The organism is Paraplanobispora takensis (genome assembly GCF_016863195.1).
GTDB lineage: Bacteria > Actinomycetota > Actinomycetes > Streptosporangiales > Streptosporangiaceae > Planobispora > Planobispora takensis.
Genome location: NZ_BOOK01000037.1, coordinates 125,332 through 143,917, shown reverse-complemented (window position 1 = coordinate 143,917; position 18,586 = coordinate 125,332). Strand labels below are relative to the sequence as shown.

Genomic DNA, 18,586 nt, shown 5'->3' with positions numbered 1-18,586 from the left:
ACACGCCGCGCCTTTCTTTTGAATCACCGGACGCGATTATGTGAATCTATCGGCGGCCATATATCACGGGCGGGGGGTTTGCTCCGAATTTACTCGCCCGCGGGCGCCCTTCCTCCCGGCCGCCTTCGGGGGCGCGGGAGGCCGCACGGCGTGGTTGATCCGGGCGTACCAGCCACCCGAGGTCAGAAGATGCCTCGGCCAGTTCCGGAGATAGGGGGCGCTCATGTCCACGTCCTCGCGGAATATCGCCATGATGTGATAACCGGATTTGATTCTCTGGTCGAGAATGTAGTCGGGCGTGACGGGGAACGGTTTTCCGCTGAGTGCGCTGCGCGCCTCGCAGTTCAGCAGATAGGCGACCTGCGGCGCGTTCCATCCGTATATCAGGCAGGGGCGCCGGAATTCGATTTTCCTGAGCTCGTCCGCCAGGCGCTGGTAGCCGGAGCGGCTGCGCTCCGTCGGGATGACGTTCGCCGCCAGATAGTCGTTCTGGACGTGCAGGTAACCGCCGGTCAGAAGGGCGCAGCAGGCCACCGCGGACGCGGTTCCGGCCCTGTGCCGCAGAGCGGCGAGCAGGCGCGTGAACCCCTCCGCCGCGGCGATCGACCACAGCGCGTAGGCGGGCGCCAGATAGCGCGGGGCGACGAAGGCCGGATAGTAGAGATAGGCGAGGGCGATGCAGGTGCCGACCACGACCGCCGTGACCAGGGCGATCCGGTGCTCTCGCCGCCAGGCCGCCGCCAGGCCCCCGGCCGCCAGGAGCAGGAAGACCGTCAGCCACGCCACCCCCGCGACCGGGACGGGACCGCAGCCGACCGGGCCCGAGCACAGCGTCGGCCCGTCCAGGGCCCGGATGTGGTGGCCGACGAGCCAGCGGACCTCGCCGAAGTTCTGGGTGCCCAGCTCGACCCGCTCGCGGATCCCCCCGAAGGTCAGCAGCGCCTCCAGGACCCACTGCCCGAACGCCACCGCGGACCCGGCGCCCAGGGCGAGGACGACCAGGAACGCCGGGCGGCGCCGTGCCCGCGACAGCAGCATGACCGCCGTCACCGCTCCGACGGCCACCGCGACGATCATGGCGTCGGAGGGCCGGAAGAACGGCAGGACGGCGGCCACGACCGCCACCGCGGCCAGCAGCAGGGGCCTGCGCCGGGCGCCGGGCGCCGCCGCGCGCAGCGCCAGCCCCGTCAGGGCCACCGTGCCCAGGGCGGTGTACAGGTTGGGCATGACCTCGTGGCCGTAGAACACCGACGGCCACCAGGCGGCGAACAGCGCCGCCGCCACCGGCACGGCGTAGCCCGGCCGCAGCGGCAGCCAGATGCGGAACGCCAGGAACAGCAGCACCGCCGAGACGGTCGTCATGTACATCCGCAGCGCCACGATGGAGTCCGTCAGCGAGACCACCGGGGCGGCCAGGACCGGCGTGCCCCATCCCCGCGAGGCGTGGAAGCCGGCCGGCTTGCCGTTGAGGGAGAACTGGCTGACGTACACCGTCTCGTCGTAGCCGAGCCCCATCCTCGGCCCGGTCAGGAAGATCTGGGCCAGGGCGTAGCAGAACGCGACGGCCGCCAGCAGGGCGACGGGGCTCGTCAGCGCCGCGACCGCGCCGGTCCGCGGCGCCGGATCGCCCGCGCGCCCGGCGCGGTCCGGCGCCGGCGGCCGGGGACGCGCTCCGGATTCTCGCCGGGGGTCTCGTCGCTTCAGACCTTGCAGCATGGGAAAGCCCCTCTCAATCCCCGGGCACAGTCCCCGGGAACGTCGGATTGCCTGGTACGGCGGGCCGGACGCGGCCGCGCGCGTTCAGAGGCCGGGTTCGTCGTACGGCCGGCCCGGCGGGACGCCGGTGTCGATCTCTCCGTTGTTGACGCGGGCGTACCAGCCGCTGGCGGGGAGCCGGTGCCTCGGCCAGGAGGCCAGGTCGGGGGCGCCGCGGTCCGCGTCGTCCTTGTAGACCACGATCACCGCGTACCCGTCCGCCGCCTTGGCGGCGACGTGCCGCGGAGTGGCCGGCAGCGGCTCACCGCCCGGCGTGCCGGCCGCCTCGCATCCGAGGTAGTGGCCGATCTGCGGGGCGTGCCAGCCGTACACCAGGCAGGGGCGGCCGTGGCCGAGCCTCCTGAGGTCGGCCGCCACCGTCACGTCGCGGGCGCGGCCCGGCATGAGCCTGCCGACGTTGTCGAGCAGCTGGGAGGCCTGCACCCACAGGTGGCCGCCGACGACCACGCAGCAGCAGGCCACCGCGTACGCGGGTGCGGTGCGCCGCCGCAGGGCCCCGGCCGACCGGAGCAGGCCCGCGGCGGCGGCGATCGAGAGCAGCCCGTAGGCGGGCAGCATGTAGCGCGGCAGCGTGAGGCTGGGGTAGTAGAGGTAGGCGCCCGCGATGCCCGCCGCGACCACGACGGGGACGGCGAGCACCGTCAGGCCGTCCCCTCGCCCGGCCGCCGTCCGCTCCCGCCGGCGCGCCGACGCGAGGCCGGCCGCCGCCAGGAGCAGGAAGACCGCCAGCCACACGGCCCCGGCGACCGGGACGGGCCCGCAGGTGTCCTGCGAGGAGCACACCACCGGCCCGTCCAGGGCCCGAAGGTGCTGCCCGCCGAGCCAGCGGTACTCCCCGAAGTTCTCGGTCGCCTTCTCCAGCCGCTCGGCGACGCCCCCGTAGCGGCGGAGCGCGTCCGCGGTCCACAGCCCCCATCCGGCGGCCAGCCCGGTGCCCAGCGCGGCGATCGCGATCAACGTGCCGCGCCGCCGCGCCGGGGAGAGCAGCAGGAAGGCGAGCGCCCCCGCCAGGGTGAGGGCGATGACCGTGACGTCGGTCGGGCGGAACAGCGAGACGACGACCACGGTGCCCGCCACGGTGACCGCCGTGCCCGCGGGAACGCCCCGCGCGGTCGCGGCGCGCAGCGCCAGAGCGGTCAGAGCGACGGCGCCCAGCGCGGTGGGGACGTTGGGCATCGCCTCGTCGCCGTAGAACACCGCCGGCCAGCAGCCGGCGAACAGCGCCGCCGCCACCGGGACGGCATAGCCCGGCCGCAGCGGCAGCCACAGGCGGAAGGAGACGAACAGCAGCAGCGCCGAGACGCCCGTCAGGTACACGCGCAGGACCGTGATCGAGTCGGTCAGCGCGACCACCGGGGCGACCAGGAGCGGCGTCCCCCAGCCGCGGGAGGCGTGGAAGGCGATCGGCGCCCCGTTGCCGGAGAACTGGCTGGCGTAGACCGCCTCGTCCCATTCGAGGGCGAAGCGCGGCGAGACCAGCAGGAGCTGGGCGGCGGCGTAGCAGAGTGCGACGACCGCCAGCACCGCCACCGGACTGATCCGGATCCGGCCCGCCGGGGACGCGCCGCCCCCGGCGTCCGGCCCGCGGTCGGCGGACCGGGAGCGGGACCCGCGCTCCTGCCGGCTCAGTCCTTGCATCGTGGGGGAACCTCTCTGGGGAAGGGGGGTACGGCCGCCGCGGCGCGGCCCGGGATCATCCGGCGGGTCTGCGGGCCTCGATGACGAACCCGCTGGCCAGGACCGGCGCGGCGGGGTGGCGCGCGAGGAGGTGGTCGGCCAGCTTCAGCGGCGACAGCGCCCACATCAGGGGGACCAGCGCGCGGTACAGCCGGGTGCTGCCGAAGGACAGCACGAGCGCGAGCCATTCCTGCAGCACCCACACCAGGCTCGACGTCGGCCCCGCGCCGACCCGGGTGCCGACGACCTCGAAGCGGCCGAACAGCTCCGCCAGACCGGGGGCGGTGTAGCGCTGGTAGTCGTACGGCGAGGCGTGGAAGGGCTGCATGAACGGCACGAAGCACAGCAGGCGTCCGCCGGGCTTCAGGACCCGCCACATCTCCTCGACGTGCGCCTGGGGGTCGGGGACGTGCTCCAGCACGGCGACGCTGACGATCCCGTCGAGGGAGGCGTCGGCCAGCGGCAGCGTCCGCAGGTCGCCCACCAGGTCGACGTTGTCGTAGACGCCCCCGTCCACGCACAGGATCCGCCGGTCGTAGCGGTTGGTCCCCGACCCGAGGTCGGCCACCAGCTGCCGGTCGAGGTCGAACCCGGCCAGGAAGGGGCGCACGAAGCGCCGCAGCAGGACCGGCGAGACCATCTGGATGGCCATCGGGTAGGCCCGGCCGAAGCGGCGCTTGACGGTCTCCTTGATCCGGTTGAGCGGGTCGTCGCGCAGCTCGGTCTCCTCGAACCCGCCGAAGTGCAGCCGGTCGCCCCGCCGCTGACCGCCGCAGCCGCAGGCCGCGCAGGTCAGCCGGCCGTCGGCGGGACCGTCGAGGGGAAGGCGGCAGGACGGGCAGACGAGCAGGCCCGTCAGCCGGTCGGCCGGGCAGCGCGCCGGCGCCCCCGTCTCCGTCATCGGATCCGCTCTCATCTGGTCCGCTCTCATCTGGTCCGCTCCGCCAGCGGCCGCCACCACGACGGGTTCTCCCGGTACCAGCGCACGACCTCGGCCAGCCCCTCCTCGAAGGGCACCCGGGGCTCGTAGCCGATGGCCCGGATCTTGCCGCTGTCCACGGAGTAGCGCAGGTCGTGGCCCGGCCGGTCGGGGACGCGCACGACCATGTCCCAGCCGGCGCCGAAGGCCGTCAGCAGCCGCTCGGTGAGCTCCAGGTTGGTCAGCTCCACGCCGCCGCCGATGTTGTAGATCTCCCCGGGGCAGCCCTTCTCCAGGACGAGCTGGATGCCCCGGCAGTGGTCGTCGACGTGCAGCCACTCGCGCACGTTGCGGCCCACGCCGTACAGGGGGACCCGGAGCCCGTCGATCAGGTTGGTGACGAAGAGCGGGATGAGCTTCTCCGGGTACTGGTGGGGCCCGTAGTTGTTGGAGCACCGGGTGACGCGCACGTCGAGGCCGTGGGTGCGGCCGTAGGCCCGGCAGAACAGGTCCGCCGACGCCTTGGCCGCCGAGTAGGGCGAGTTCGGCATCAGCGGCCGCGTCTCGTCCCAGGAGCCCGTGGCGATCGAGCCGTACACCTCGTCCGTGGAGATCTGCACGAACGTGCGGACCTCGTTCTCCAGGGCCGCCTGCAGCAGCCGCTGCGTCCCCAGGACGTTGGTGGTCACGAAGTCGCCCGCCCCGGTGATGGACCGGTCGACGTGGGACTCCGCGGCGAAGTTCACGATCACGTCGTGGCCGGGGACCAGCTCCGCCAGGAGCCCGAGGTCGGTGATGTCCCCCCGCACGAAGCGGAGGTTGCGGTGCTCGGCGACGGGGGCCAGGTTGGCGAGGTTGCCGGCGTAGGTGAGCTTGTCCAGGACCGTGACGCGGGCGTCCTCGAAGCCCGGGTAGGCGCCCCGCAGCAGCGACCGCACGTAGTGGGAGCCGATGAACCCGGCCCCTCCGGTGACGAGGATTCTCATGCGCGCACCTGGATCCTGCTGTGGTCGCCGACCATCAGCCCGTAGGTGTTGGGGGTGCCCTCGGCGCGGGTCACCTCGACGTTGCGGCCGATGAGGGAGTGGGCCAGCCGCGAGACCCCGTGGACGGAGGAGTCGTCGAGCACGATGGAGTACTCGACCTCGGTGTCCTGCACGACGCAGCGCGGCCCGATCGACGTGAACGGCCCGACGTAGGAGGACTGGATCTTCGCGTCGGCGCCCACCACGATCGGCCCGCGCAGCACGGAGTTCTCCACCACGGCGCCGGGCTCGATGACGACCCGGCCGGTGATCTCGCTCAGCCCGTCGACCGTGCCCCGGTTGTCCGGCTCGACCGACTCCAGGACCATGCGGTTGCACTCCAGCAGGTCCTGCAGCCGGCCGGTGTCCTTCCAGTAGCCGGTCACCATGTGCGAGTGCACGGCGCGGCCGTTGTCGATCAGCCACTGGATCGCGTCGGTGATCTCCAGCTCCCCGCGCGCGGACGGCCTGATCGCCCGGACCGCCTCGTGGATGGCCGGGGAGAAGGAGTAGACCCCCACGACGGCCAGATCGCTGCGCGGTACGGCCGGCTTCTCCTGCAGGCCGACGATCTCGCCGGTGTCACCGAGCTCGGCCACCCCGTAGAACTGCGGTTCGGCGACCTTCGTCAGCAGGACCTGGGCGTCGTAGCCGCCCTGCCGGAACGCCCCGACGAGGTCGGAGATCCCGCCGATCAGGAAGTTGTCGCCGAGGTACATCACGAACGGCTCGTCGCCCAGGAACTCCTGCGCGATCAGCACGCAGTGGGCCAGCCCGAGGGGGGCCCGCTGCGGGATGTAGGTGACCTCGAGCCCGAAGCGCGAACCGTCTCCCACGGCCTCGCGGACCTCGGCGCCGGTGTCGCCGGTGATGATCCCGACGCTGGTGATCCCCGCCTCACGTATCGCCTCAAGCCCGTAATAGAGGACCGGTTTGTTGGCGACGGGGACCAGCTGCTTGGCGGAGGTGTGGGTCAGCGGCCGCAATCTCGTGCCTCTGCCACCCGCCAGGACAAGTGCTTTCACCCTGTGAAATCCCCTTTATCCGAGAACGCGATCAGCCGTGGCGACCGCCGTGCACTCAGATTCTCCGAGGGGGACGAGGGAACGCTCCGCCGGTTTTGCGAGTCGGCGAACCCTCCATTGCCAACGCTATACCTTGGCGCGCGCCCGGAAAGTCCACGATCGGTTGACCGCGTAACCGAGCAGGGCGCCCGCGCCCGTGATCAGGAACTGCGCGACGAGGACCGGCAGGCCGGCCAGTTCCACCAGGATCGGCAGGCCCGCGAGCGAGGTGGCCAGGAATCCCAGGCAGACCACGTAGAACCGCAGGTATCCGGCGATCCACGACCCCTCGGTGACCCGGAAGACGACCAGCCGGTACCACGGATAGACGATCACCACCGTGCAGAGGTGGCTGACCACGACCAGGAAAAGGTACGGGACCCCTCCTTCAAATGTGAGTAATCCCAGGGTAAGAAGACTGAAATAGGAGGCGACCGTCATGACACCTCCCGCCAAGTATGTGATGCGCTGTCCACGGAGAACCGGCGGTAAACCGCGCATTCGATTGGGAGAACCTTCCCGGGGAGTGGTCCGCACATCTACTTCAGTCATTCTTCGACATCTCCCGCGGTGATCGTGATGACTATTCCGAATGGGACCTGAGAATCGTACAGGCCCATCAAGATTAAAAGTCGATGGTCGGGAGAATATAGATGTCCGTATCAGTGGTCGTCCCTTGTTACCGCTCGGCGAAGACTCTTCCCGCACTGGTGGACCGGCTCGTCTCCGTGCTGCCGGAGATCGCGGCCCGCCACGAGGTGATCCTCGTCGTCGACGGCAGCCCGGACGACACCTGGAGCGTGGCCTCGTCGCTGGCCCGGCGGGTCCCGGGCGTGCGCGCGATCCGCCTGTCACGCAACTACGGGCAGCACAACGCCCTCGTGGCGGGCATCAGGGCGGCGGCCTTCGACGTGGTCGTCACCATGGACGACGACCTGCAGCACCCGCCGGAGCAGATCCCCCTGCTGCTGGCCGCGCTGGAAGGCGACCGGCTGGACCTGGTGTACGGCATCGCGCACCAGGAGGAGCACGGGCTGCTGCGCAGCTTCGCCTCCCGGTCGGTGAAGACGGGCATGTCCCGCGCCCTCGGCGTCAGGAACGCGCAGAAGATCAGCGCCTTCCGCGCCTTCCGCACCTGCCTGCGCGACGGGTTCGAGGGACTGTCGGGACCGCACGCCTCCATCGACGTGGCGCTGTCCTGGGGCACCGCGCAGGTCGGCTCGGTCGGGGTGCACATGAACGAGCGGGAGCACGGACGCTCCAACTACACCCCCCGCCTGCTGGTACGGCACGCGGTGAACATGCTCCTGGGGTACAGCACCGCCCCCCTGCGGATGGCCAGCTATCTGGGGTTCGTCACCGGCGTCATCGGGCTGATCCTGGGCGGGCTGGTGCTGTGGCGGTTCGTCACGGGCGACACCACCGTGGCAGGGTTCACCACCGTCGCCTCGATGGTCGCCATCTTCTCCTCGGCGCAGCTGATCTCCATCGGGGTGCTCGGCGAGTACATCGGCCGCATCCACGGCGGAGGGCTGGGGCGGCCGACCTACGTGATCCGCGAGCACACGGGGGCGGCGACCGCCGTCGGCCTCCCGGCCCGGCAGGACGGCTCCGGCTCCCTGGCCTTCGCCCCGGCGAGCTTCACAGCAGCCCGCTCCGGACAAGGTGAACGGTGAGCACGGCGTGCGAGGGCCGGAAGCCGTAACGGGCCCAGGCCCTCTGCACCCGGGTGTTGTGCTCCTGGGTGGAGATGACCACCTCGGCCGAGCCCCGGCCGAGCGCCCGCTCCTCGACCGCCCGCAGCAGGTGGGCGTAGCGGCCCCGGCCGCGCGCCCCGGGGACCACCCCGGCGAGCAGGATCTCCGTATCGGGACCGTCGTCCACCGTGGCCAGGCCGAGGACCTCGGGCTCCCCGCCCGGACCGCGGCCCCACAGGGCCAGGCACCGGCCCCCGGCGGCGCAGGCGCCCGCCCACTCCTGATAGCCCGCCAGCGCCAGCGAGTCGTCGAACAGGGGGTTGGCGGCGTAGTGGTTGCCGTACTCGGCGAAGATCTCGGCGACCAGCGCAGAGGCCGCGGCCGGGTCGTCCAGCTCCGCCGTCCACAGCCCGTCCGCGTCCTGCGGGCCGCTGCCCCGGCCGGCGGCCAGCCGCCAGTAGGTCAGGGAACCGGCGAACAGCGGGGTCCGGCCCGGCAGGGACAGCATCGCGAACCAGTCGACGTACTCGGCCGGATAACGCAGCACCACGACGTCCGCCGCCGATTCGAGCAGCGCCTGCCCGACCGGGGAGAACGGCGGACGCTCCCCGGCGGGGACGGTCAGCCGCTCCACCGAGCGCCCGAACCGCGCCGACTCCAGCGGGGACTGCCGGATCCGCATCACACCACCTCGTAGGACCGGACGGCGTCGATCACGCGCGCCGCGTCCGCCGCGTCCAGGTCGGCGAAGAGCGGCAGGCGGACCAGCCGGTCGGCGATCCGCTCGGTGACGGGGCAGCCCTCCGCGGCCGCGCGGCCGTACCGCTCCCCCGCCGGGGCCGCGTGCAGCGGCTGGTAGTGGAACGTCGCCTGCACCCCCCGGGCCGCGAGGTGGGCGATCAGGGCCTGCCGGTTGTCCAGGTCCGGCAGGAGCAGGTAGTACAGGTGCGCGGGGTGGACGCAGCCGTCCGGGATCACCGGCTGGGAGACCTCGCCGGCCGTCGCCCAGTCCGCCAGCCCCTCGTGGTAGGCGCTCCACACCGCCTGGCGCCGGGACTGGATCGCGCCGAACGCCTCCAGCTGCGCGGTCAGCTGCGCGGCCAGGACGTCGGAGGGCAGATAGCTGGAGCCGATGTCGACCCACCGGTACTTGTCGACCTGCCCGCGGAAGAACTGGCTGCGGTTGGTGCCCTTCTCGCGGATCACCTCGGCGCGGGCGACCAGGCCGGCGTCGTTGAGGACCAGCGCACCGCCCTCGCCGCACTGCACGTTCTTCGTCGCGTGGAAGCTCTGCGTCGCCATGCAGCCGAACGAGCCCAGCGGCCGGCCCCGGTAGAGGCCGCCCAGGCCGTGGGCGTTGTCCTCGATCACCGCCAGGCCGTGCCGCCGCGCGATCCGGCCGATCTCCTCCATCTCGCAGGCCACCCCCGCGTAGTGCACGACCACGACGGCCTTCGTCCGCGGGGTGATCTCGGCCTCGATCAGCCGCTCGTCCACGTTCAGGGTGTCGGGCCGGCAGTCGACGAACACCGGGACCGCCCCGCGCATGGCGAACGCGTTCGCCGTCGAGACGAACGTGAACGACGGCATGATCACTTCGTCCCCGGGCCGCAGGTCCAGCAGGATCGCCGACATCTCCAGCGCGTGCGTGCAGGAGGTGGTCAGCAGCGTCCTGCCCCCGCCGACCATCGTCCCCAGGAGCGCGCTCGCCCGGCCGGTGAACGGACCGTCGCCGGAGGTGGAGCCCTGCCCCACCGCCTCGGTCAGGTAACCGAGCTCGTTCGGCGACAGATGCGTGCGGTTGAAGGGGATCGTCTTCAGGTCGTTGGAGTTCACGCGTGCAGTGAACAGCGGGCGCCCTCCCAGCGTCCCTGCCTCGCCCATTCCTTTAGGAATTCATTGCCCTGCGGCGGCGGGCAGTGAATACAGGGAGAAATCCCCCGACCTGAACCGGAGCACCGCGGCCTCCGCCAGGCGCGCGCCCGCCCCCGTCCCCGCCCGCCGTTCGTCGACGAAGAGCCAGCGCACCCCGTACCGCTCGGCCAGGTGCCGGACCGCCGACGGCGAGGGGTCCTCGAAGACCCGCCGGTTCGCCAGGAGCCGTTCCCGGTCCCAGTACGGCGCACTCACCGGCCGGCCCGGCCGCCAGTGCTCCATGTTCCCGGCCGTGAACGCCCAGCCCTCCAGGAGCACCCGCCGCTCGGCGTACGCCGTCGTCCAGAAACCCGTGCTCTCGCGGGTGACCGGGTCTCCCCCGTCCCAGTTGGCGTTCGTCGCCACCGGCTCCTCCGGCCGCGAGTTCTCCCGCAGCCACCGCAGCGCGGCCAGCGCGCGCGGCGGCATCGCCTGCTCCCCGGCCGGCCGGTCCGGCCGGCGGGGTCCCTCCTGCACGACCTTCTCCAGCGCCGGCAGGAGGCGGGTGTGCAGGTCCGTGGGGAGGCTGACGGCCGAGAGCATCACGATCACCAGGGCCCCGGCGCGCGCCCTCCCCGCCAGGGCGGACAGGACGGCGGCCGCGACCGCGGCGACGAGCACCAGCGCGATGTACGGCCGGTACAGGACGTCGTCGTCCTGTACCGGCGATATCGGCACCCGGACGTCGCACAGGACGGGGATCGCGTACGCCGCGGTCACCCCGGCGGCGACCGCGGCGGCCAGCGCCCGGGGCGAGGGCCGCGCCCGCCGTACCGCCGCGACGATCCCGCACGCCGCGGCCAGCATCAGGCAGGGGTGCGCCCCCATGACGAAATAGACCTGGCCCAGCCCGGGATAGGCGAACAGGAGCGTCCCGCCGACGCCTCCGGCGCCGATCCCCAGCAGGAGGGGCAGCGCGGGCCCCGGGTGCGGTCGCGCCCGGGTCAGGAGGACGGACACCCCGCACAGCGCCACCGCCCAGCACAGCAGGTAGATCACCGTCATGTCGAGCACCCCGGCCGGGGAGGCCCCGGCTTCCGGCGCTCTGCCGGTCAGCGCCCGCCAGGCCAGGCTCGTGTGGTAGAGCGGATCGACCGCCATTCCCATCCGCCTGCCGCCGAACATCACGAACTGCGTGAACAGCAAGCACACCCCGGTCGTCGCGAGCGCCGCCACGGCGGGCACGTGGACCCGGCGCCTCCTGACCAGCTCGACCGCGATCACCGCCGCCAGCCCCCCGCCGAGAAGGGGGAGATAGGCGGCCTTCGCCCCGGAGAGCACGGCCATGAGGACTCCCCACAGCAGCCAGCGCCCGGCGCCGCCGCGCTCCCGCCCGAGCAGGCCGGGCAGCAGGAGGACCACGGCGGCGAACAGGAACGCCCCGAACGCCTGGGTGCAGCTGTCCCAGGTGGTGTCGAGGCCGCCGAAGGCGAACATCCGGTTCGGCCCCAGGTACAGGTTCGGCGGCTTGACCAGGACCGTGCCCGCGGCGGCGAGCGCCCCGCCCGCCCACGAACCGGTGACGCGCCGCCCGGCCACTCCCACCAGGACGACGAGCCCGATCATGAGCGGCAGGATCGCCAGGCGCGTCTCCAGGATCAGCGGCTCGATCCCGGTCAGCCAGCTCGCCGAGGCGAAGTGCGCGTAGGCGAACCAGTGGTAGTGCAGCGGCTCGCCCGCGACCATGGGCACCGTGGGGGGCATGTGGTGCTTCACTTCGCCGATGAGCGCCAGGTGGTACATCAGGTCGGGGTCGGAGGCCCAGATCCCCGGCCGGGCGACGTCGTACAGCCGGAAGACCGTCGCGCTCCAGACGAGCAGGTATGTCACGAGCAGCGCGATGCACCACGACCACCAGACGGGCGCGCGGGGACCGGGCGCCCTCCTCCAGTGCCGGCGCAGCCGGGGGACGGCGAGGAAGAGCGCGTACGTACCGGCCGGCCACAGCGCCACGAGCAGCGGCTGCCCGGCGGCGCGGGCGGCGATGTAGGCGGGCACCTCGATCGCGTATCCCAGCGCCGTCCCGACCGCGATCTCCTCGGCCGCCGTACGCCCGCCGCCCCGCAGCGCACGGGCGACGAGCGTGCCCGGCAGCGTGACGCCCAACGTGAAATAGGCGGCGAAGGCGGCCGTGTCCGCGGCGGAGACGTCGTAGAACCCCAGCAGGAGCACGATGAGCGCGGTCGTGACGCCGGCCGGGAGCCACCGCGCCACGGCGCCCCGCCATTCCCGGTCACGCGCGGAGCCCGGTGCGGGCGCGTCCGGCCGGGGGCCTCCCGGCGGTCCGGACGGATCCGGCGGGCAGTCGTCGACGGGGGGAGCCGCAGTCATGCGCGCAAGTCTGCTGAGAGCCGGGTGACGGGCCGGGCGTGACGACCGATCCTTGGAGATCCTTTGCCCGCCGCTGACCTGTGAAGATCGAAGAGGCCGCCGGCGCGGTCCCGCGCGGCTTTCACAGCACATCGTGACGCTTGCGCCCCGGTAGGCGACAAGCGTCTCGATAGGATGCCCACTTGACCGACGTCGATTTGACCGGAGTTCCCCTCATGAAGTCCCCCGCCCGAATGATCCTCGCCGCGGGTTGCGCCATCGGCCTGCTGTCCACGCCGACCGCCGCCTGGAGCGCGGAGACGCCGAAGCCGACCCCCAAGCCCACGGCGAAGCCCGCCCCCAAGGCCAAGCCCGTGGACTGCGCCAAGGTCAAGTGCATCGCGCTCACCTTCGACGACGGCCCGGGACGGTACGCCGACAAGCTGCTCGACACCCTCAAGAAGTACGACGCCAAGGCCACGTTCTTCCTCGAGGGCCAGTACGTGAAGGCGCGCCCTGCGTTCGCCAAGCGGATGGTCACCGAGGGACACGACATCGGCAACCACAGCTACAGCCACCCGGACTTCACCAAGAGCTCGCCGGAGACGATCCGCGAGGAGCTGAAGAAGACCCAGGACCTCGTCAAGAAGGTCACCGGCAAGGCCCCCACGATGATCCGCCCGCCGTACGGCCTGCTGGACGACGACGTCAAGACGGTCGCCACCGAGATGAAGCTGCCGCTCGTCCTGTGGAACGGCGGCTCGCGCGACTGGGCGACCAAGAACGAGAAGGCCATCTACGACGAGGTGCTCAAGAACGCCAGGCGCGACGGCGTCATCCTGATGCACGACTGGGTCGAGCAGACCGTCACGGTGATGCCCAAGCTCGTCGCCGCGCTGAAGAAGCAGGGCTACCACCTGGTGGCGGTCTCCTCGCTCCCCGGCGCCAAGGGCCTGAAGCCGGCCGCGATCTACCCGGCGGGCGCCGCCGAGGACAAGGACCTCTCCTCCGACTCGCCCACCGGTGACGCCGGGGACTTCGCCGAGTCGCCCACCGACGGCAGCTGAGCCGCCAGCAGACGTCCCAGGCGCTGCATCGGCAGCTCGACGTAGCGGTAGGTGAGGGCGCACAGGCCGAACAGCACCGCGAGGTACAGGCCGGCGACCAGCGCCGCCGTCGGCGCCGGGGACTTCTTCGGGTCTCCCAGGACCGCCACGAACAGCAGCAGCACCGGATAGTGCAGCAGGTAGAGCGAGTAGCTGATCCGCCCCAGCCAGGTGAGGAACCCGGGGACGCGGCGGTGCCGCAGCGCCATGCCGATCGCGAAGACGACGCCCGCGGCGGCCAGGGTGGGGATCCACTTCTGCGGCACCGTCCAGCTGGGCGCGGGATGGGAGACGAAGGGCGTCAGGCACACCAGGACCGCCACGACGGGGACGGCCCAGATCGCCGATCTCCGGCCGTGCTCCCACCGGTGGATCGCGGTGCCGGTGAACATCACCGCCAGGAAGGTGGGCCCCAGCCAGGGGTCCACCGGTCCCAGGACGGCCAGGGAGAGAGCGGTCGCCCCCAGCACCAGGGCGCCCGTCCTGGGCAGCCGGCCCGACAGCACGCACGCCAGCCCGATGACGACCAGGACCAGCGAGACCAGCGGGGCCATGCCGGACAGCAGGCCGCGGGGTCCGGGCAGCGGGCCGTTGGCCAGCGTCATGCCCACCCCGATCGCCAGTCCCATGCACAGGATCGCGATCAGGCCGCTGCGGCGGTGCGCGCCGGTCACGAACAGCGCGGTCACCAGCAGGTAGAAGATCATCTCGTAGGCCAGCGTCCACATCGGATCCACGATCCTGGCCGAGCCCACCGTGCTCATCAGCATGGTGATGTGCGCGATCGGATCGACGCCCTTGTGGATCGGCACGAGCGGCGCGCAGGCCAGGGCGAAGAGGATGGCCACCAGGTACAGCGGGTAGAGCCGGAAGAGCCTGCTGGTCCAGAAGGACCGCACGCATCCCCTGCGCTCCAGCGAGGCGGGGATGATATAGCCGCTGACCAGGAAGAACACCAGGACGCCCGCCGTGCCGAGAGCGATCCACGAGGGGGTCAGCCGGGGGGCGAACCAGGGCAGCATGTGCGAGATCAGGACGGCCGTCGCGGCGATGCCGCGCAGCGCGTCCAGCCAGCCCATCCGCGCGCCGGCTCCGCCGGATCGGTGACGGCCGCCGGGGATCGGCCGGGATCCGTCCCGCGGGGCGGGCAGCAGGGGAGGAGACGTCGTCTCGGGGCTGGGCATTGCCCCACGCTATTGACGCGGGTACGGCGTGTCGGCGCCGATTGACCAGGGCTATACCCGCTCTTTGACCGGAGCTTCCCCGGCCGGCGCCACCCGGCGGGCCAGGGCCCGGCCGAACCGCTGGGCGGGCAGTTCGACGTAGCGGTAGGTGAGCCAGCTCAGCCCCAGGACCGCCGCGGCGAAGCCCGCCGTCAGCGCCGCCTGCACCGGTACGGGCAGGGCGCGCACGTCGCCCACGGTGGCGTACAGAACGGCGTAGGCCAGCCGCAGCAGGGGGTGGTGCAGCAGGTAGAGCGAGTAGCTGATCAGGCCGAGCCAGACCAGGAAGCGGGGCAGGCGGCGCTCCCGCAGGGCCATCGCGAGCGCGAACGTCACCCCCGCCAGGACCATCGTGGTGATCCACACGTCCGGCTGCACCCACCACCAGCGCGCCTGGTCCGCCCAGACCGGGGCCAGCGCCACGAGCACGGTCGCGGCGGCCACCGGCCACAGGCTCCCGGTGCCCTGCTCCCAGCGGCGGATCGCGGTCCCGGTGAACATCACCGCCAGGATCGCCGCCGCGAACCACGGCACGAAGCTGCCCAGCAGCAGCAGCGTCACGGCCATCAGGCCCAGGGCGGAGGCGGCCGCCGTACGGAACCGGCCCGCCAGCAGGCAGGCCATGCCCGCCAGGAACACCGCGCCCGAGACGTAGGCGGGCCAGAAACCCGTCAGCACCGGGGCCGTCAGCACCAGCCCGATCCCGACCGCCGCGGCGCCGAACCCGACGGCGAAGGTCCCGCTGCGCCGGTGCAGGCCGTGCACGAACAGCGCGGTGACCAGCAGGTAGAACACCATCTCGTAGGAGAGCGTCCACATGGTGTCGGCCAGGCCGCCCAGGTGCACCACGTCCAGCAGCATCGTCAGGTGCGCCGAGACCGAGGCGAGGTCGCGCGGGACGTGCTCGCGGACCGGCATCCAGATGGCCGTCACCAGGACGATGGCCACGACCAGCAGGTAGATCGGGTACAGGCGGAAGATGCGGCTGATCCAGAAGGCCCGCACGTCCCCCCGGCCCTCCAGGGAGACCGGGATGATGTATCCGCTGACCAGGAAGAACACCAGCACGCCGTACATGCCCAGGTTGAACCAGTACGGCCGCAGCTGCGGCATGAACCACGGCAGCAGGTGCTCCAGCAGCACCGCCGTCGCGCCGAGCCCGCGCAGCGCGTCCAGCCACGCCAGCCGGGTGCCGGTCACGGACGGGCGGGATCGGGTGAGGGCGGTCGTCGACACCCGCCCCAACTTACCCGCCGTGACTTCGTGAAACAGGACTAACGCACATCCTCTATCGGATACGCGGCCGAATCCCGGCTCACTCCCACTCGATGGTGCCCGGCGGCTTGCTCGTCACGTCGAGCACCACCCGGTTGACCTCGGCGACCTCGTTGGTGATCCGGGTGGAGATGCGGGCCAGCACGTCGTACGGCACGCGGGACCAGTCGGCGGTCATCGCGTCCTCGCTGGAGACCGGGCGCAGGACGACCGGGTGGCCGTAGGTGCGGCCGTCGCCCTGCACGCCCACCGAGCGGACGTCGGCGAGCAGCACCACCGGGCACTGCCAGATCTCGCGGTCCAGCCCCGCCCGGGACAGCTCCTCGCGGGCGATGGCGTCGGCCTCGCGCAGGATCTCCAGGCGCTCGCGGGTGACGGCGCCGACGATGCGGATGCCCAGGCCCGGACCGGGGAACGGCTGGCGCCAGACCATGGCGGAGGGCAGGCCGAGCTCCTCGCCGGCGCGGCGGACCTCGTCCTTGAACAGCGCGCGCAGCGGCTCGACCAGCTCGAACTGCAGGTCCTCCGGCAGGCCGCCGACGTTGTGGTGGGACTTGATGTTGGCGGTGCCGGTGCCGCCGCCGGACTCGACCACGTCCGGGTAGAGCGTGCCCTGGACCAGGAAGCCGACCGGGCCGTCGGCCATGATGGCGCGCTCCTCGTCCTCGAAGACGCGGATGAACTCGCGGCCGATGATCTTGCGCTTCTCCTCCGGGTCGCTCACGCCGTCCAGCGCCTTCAGGAAGCGCTCCTGGGCGTCCACCACGCGGAGCTTGACGCCGGTGGCCTCGACGAAGTCGCGCTCGACCTGCTCGGCCTCACCCTTGCGCAGCAGGCCGTGGTCGACGAACACGCAGGTCAGGCGGTCACCGATGGCCCGCTGCACGATGGCCGCGGCCACCGCGGAGTCCACGCCGCCGGACAGGCCGCAGATGGCCCGGCCCTCCGGGCCGACCTGGGCGCGGACCGCCTCCACGGCCTCCTCGACGATGTTGAGCATCGTCCAGGAGGGGCGGCAGCCCGCGGCCTCCAGGAAGTGCCTGAGCACGGCCTGGCCGTGCTCGGAGTGCAGGACCTCGGGGTGGAACTGCACGCCGTACAGGCCGCGGCCGGGGTTCTCGAAGGCGGCGACCGGGGTGTCGGCGGTGGAGGCGGTGACGTCGAAGCCCTCGGGGGCGGCCGAGACGCTGTCGCCGTGCGACATCCAGACCGCCTGCCGGGCCGGCAGACCGGCGAAGAGCACGCCCTCCAGGGAGACGTCGAGGCGGGTGCCGCCGTACTCGGCGCCGCCGGTCCTGGCCACCGTGCCGCCGAGCGCCTGGGCCATGGCCTGGAAGCCGTAGCAGATGCCGAAGGTCGGCACCCCGGTGTCGAACAGGCCGTGCGGCACGGGCGGGGCGCCCTCGGCGTAGACCGAGGAGGGGCCGCCGGACAGGATGATGGCCTTGGGGTTCTTGGCCATCATCTCCTCGACCGGCATCGTCGAGGGGACGACCTCGGAGTAGACGTGGCACTCGCGGACCCGCCTGGCGATCAGCTGCGCGTACTGCGCGCCGAAGTCGACGACCAGGACCGTGTCGAACGTCGGGTCGGACGACGGGTCGAACTTTGACACCAAGACCCCCCAGGGAAAAAGCGCAGCGGTGGGGTCAGTGTATCGGCGCCCGTCCCGGCGCTTACGCGGGCGTCTGTCCGCGGGCTCGCGCGGGCGTTCACTCGTAGACGGGCAGATCGGGCAGACCGCCCGAGAGCAGCGCCTCCGTCTGGTCGCGCAGGCCGTCGGCGTAGCGGGGGTGGGTCAGGACCAGGAAGCGCTCCTCGCGGATGGCCGCCACCGCGGCCCCGGCCACCTCCGCCGGGTCGATGCCCTTGTCCACCAGGCCGTCGATGATGTCGGCCGAGAGCCGCTCGTCCTCGGTGCGCTCGGCAACCAGCAGGTTCTCCGGCCGCACCCGCTCCGACCGGTTGATGTCCGTGCGCACCCCGCCCGGGCACAGGGCGGTCACCCTGAGCCTGGAGCCGGCCAGCAGCAGGTCCTGCGCCAGGGACTGCGAGGCGGCCAGGGCGGCGTACTTCGAGACCGAGTAGCCCCCGCTGAGCGGTGCGGCGAACAGTCCCGCCACCGAGACCGTGTTGAGGATGTGCCCCTCGGTGTCCTGCTCGATCATCCGGGGTACGAAGGCGTGGATGCCGTGCAGCGTGCCCCACAGGTTCACCCCGAGCAGCCAGGCGAAGTCCTCCGGCTCGCGGGTCCACATCCGCCCGCCCTGGAACACCCCGGCGTTGTTGCACAGCACGTGGACGGCGCCGAGCTCGCCGAACGAGCGGTCGGCCAGGTGGCGTACGGCCGCCGCGTCGGAGACGTCGGTGACCTGGGTGAGGACCGTGACGCCGGTGGCGGCCTCCACCTCGGAGGCGGTCTCGGCCAGCGGCCCGGGATCCACGTCGGCGAGCATCAGCGCCATGCCCTCGGCGGCCAGCCGCGAGGCGAGCGCCCGGCCGATGCCGCCGCCGGCTCCGGTGACGACCGCGACCCTGCCCGACAGTTCCCGCATCCCGGCCTCCGTCTTTTCGTACCTATCGCTAGCTTGGTATCCCAA

General features: G+C 72.1%; 15 protein-coding genes. 2 read left to right on the top strand and 13 right to left on the bottom strand.

What is annotated here, in order from left to right:
- Nucleotides 1-63: 63 nt before the first annotated feature.
- From Pta02_RS25990 to Pta02_RS25965, 6 genes are all read right to left on the bottom strand, one after another.
- A complete protein-coding gene (locus tag Pta02_RS25990; protein ID WP_203877538.1) occupies nt 64-1,716 on the bottom strand; it encodes a hypothetical protein in 1,653 nt (550 codons plus the stop codon).
- Between the two features lie 84 nt (nt 1,717-1,800).
- On the bottom strand, nt 1,801-3,414 hold the full coding sequence (locus Pta02_RS25985) for a hypothetical protein (RefSeq protein ID WP_203877537.1): 1,614 nt from the start codon (nt 3,412-3,414) through the stop codon (nt 1,801-1,803).
- Between the two features lie 55 nt (nt 3,415-3,469).
- Nucleotides 3,470-4,354 (bottom strand): class I SAM-dependent methyltransferase, encoded by an 885-nt coding sequence (locus Pta02_RS25980; protein WP_203877536.1) that lies wholly within the window; start codon nt 4,352-4,354, stop codon nt 3,470-3,472.
- A 26-nt stretch (nt 4,355-4,380) separates the two neighbouring features.
- Nucleotides 4,381-5,358, bottom strand: a complete 978-nt coding sequence (gene rfbB / locus Pta02_RS25975; protein ID WP_203877535.1) for a dTDP-glucose 4,6-dehydratase — start codon at nt 5,356-5,358, stop codon at nt 4,381-4,383.
- A complete protein-coding gene (locus Pta02_RS25970) occupies nt 5,355-6,422 on the bottom strand; it encodes a glucose-1-phosphate thymidylyltransferase (RefSeq protein ID WP_203877534.1) in 1,068 nt (355 codons plus the stop codon). Before Pta02_RS25970 ends, rfbB begins: the two co-directional genes overlap by 4 nt.
- A gap of 126 nt (nt 6,423-6,548) precedes the next feature.
- A complete protein-coding gene (locus Pta02_RS25965; RefSeq protein WP_275423613.1) occupies nt 6,549-6,962 on the bottom strand; it encodes a GtrA family protein in 414 nt (137 codons plus the stop codon).
- A 152-nt stretch (nt 6,963-7,114) separates the two neighbouring features.
- Here Pta02_RS25965 and Pta02_RS25960 point away from each other — a divergent pair, with 152 nt between their 5' ends.
- Nucleotides 7,115-8,137: a glycosyltransferase family 2 protein gene (locus Pta02_RS25960; protein WP_203877532.1), complete on the top strand. Its 1,023-nt coding sequence runs from the start codon at nt 7,115-7,117 to the stop codon at nt 8,135-8,137.
- On the opposite strand, the gene Pta02_RS25955 is transcribed toward Pta02_RS25960, so the two are convergent.
- The 3 genes from Pta02_RS25955 to Pta02_RS25945 are packed head-to-tail and all read right to left on the bottom strand — an operon-like array spanning nt 8,103 to nt 12,403.
- Entirely contained in the window at nt 8,103-8,840 is a 738-nt protein-coding gene (locus Pta02_RS25955) for a GNAT family N-acetyltransferase (RefSeq protein WP_203877531.1), read from the bottom strand. The two genes, Pta02_RS25960 and Pta02_RS25955, sit on opposite strands and share 35 nt — an antisense overlap.
- Nucleotides 8,840-9,994 carry a dTDP-4-amino-4,6-dideoxygalactose transaminase gene (rffA, locus tag Pta02_RS25950; RefSeq protein WP_239131226.1) on the bottom strand — a complete coding sequence of 385 codons (1,155 nt, stop codon included), beginning with the start codon at nt 9,992-9,994 and terminating at the stop codon, nt 8,840-8,842. The genes Pta02_RS25955 and rffA overlap by 1 nt, the downstream gene beginning before the upstream one ends.
- Before the next feature lie 60 nt (nt 9,995-10,054).
- Nucleotides 10,055-12,403, bottom strand: a complete 2,349-nt coding sequence (locus Pta02_RS25945; RefSeq protein ID WP_203877529.1) for a hypothetical protein — start codon at nt 12,401-12,403, stop codon at nt 10,055-10,057.
- A gap of 182 nt (nt 12,404-12,585) precedes the next feature.
- Between Pta02_RS25945 and Pta02_RS25940 the strand changes: the two genes are divergently transcribed.
- Entirely contained in the window at nt 12,586-13,449 is an 864-nt protein-coding gene (locus tag Pta02_RS25940) for a polysaccharide deacetylase family protein (protein ID WP_239131225.1), read from the top strand.
- On the opposite strand, the gene Pta02_RS25935 is transcribed toward Pta02_RS25940, so the two are convergent.
- From Pta02_RS25935 to Pta02_RS25920, 4 genes are all read right to left on the bottom strand, one after another.
- Nucleotides 13,353-14,672, bottom strand: coding sequence for an acyltransferase family protein (locus Pta02_RS25935; RefSeq protein ID WP_203877528.1), 1,320 nt, complete (start codon nt 14,670-14,672; stop codon nt 13,353-13,355). The genes Pta02_RS25940 and Pta02_RS25935 overlap by 97 nt on opposite strands.
- 51 nt (nt 14,673-14,723) lie before the next feature.
- The gene (locus tag Pta02_RS25930) at nt 14,724-15,947 is read right to left on the bottom strand and encodes an acyltransferase family protein (protein WP_239131224.1); all 1,224 of its coding nucleotides are present in this window, start codon (nt 15,945-15,947) and stop codon (nt 14,724-14,726) included.
- Nucleotides 15,948-16,026: 79 nt separating this feature from the next.
- Nucleotides 16,027-17,601, bottom strand: a complete 1,575-nt coding sequence (gene guaA / locus Pta02_RS25925; RefSeq protein ID WP_203877527.1) for a glutamine-hydrolyzing GMP synthase — start codon at nt 17,599-17,601, stop codon at nt 16,027-16,029.
- Between the two features lie 97 nt (nt 17,602-17,698).
- Nucleotides 17,699-18,541: an SDR family NAD(P)-dependent oxidoreductase gene (locus Pta02_RS25920; RefSeq protein ID WP_203877526.1), complete on the bottom strand. Its 843-nt coding sequence runs from the start codon at nt 18,539-18,541 to the stop codon at nt 17,699-17,701.
- Between the last annotated feature and the right edge of the window lie 45 nt (nt 18,542-18,586).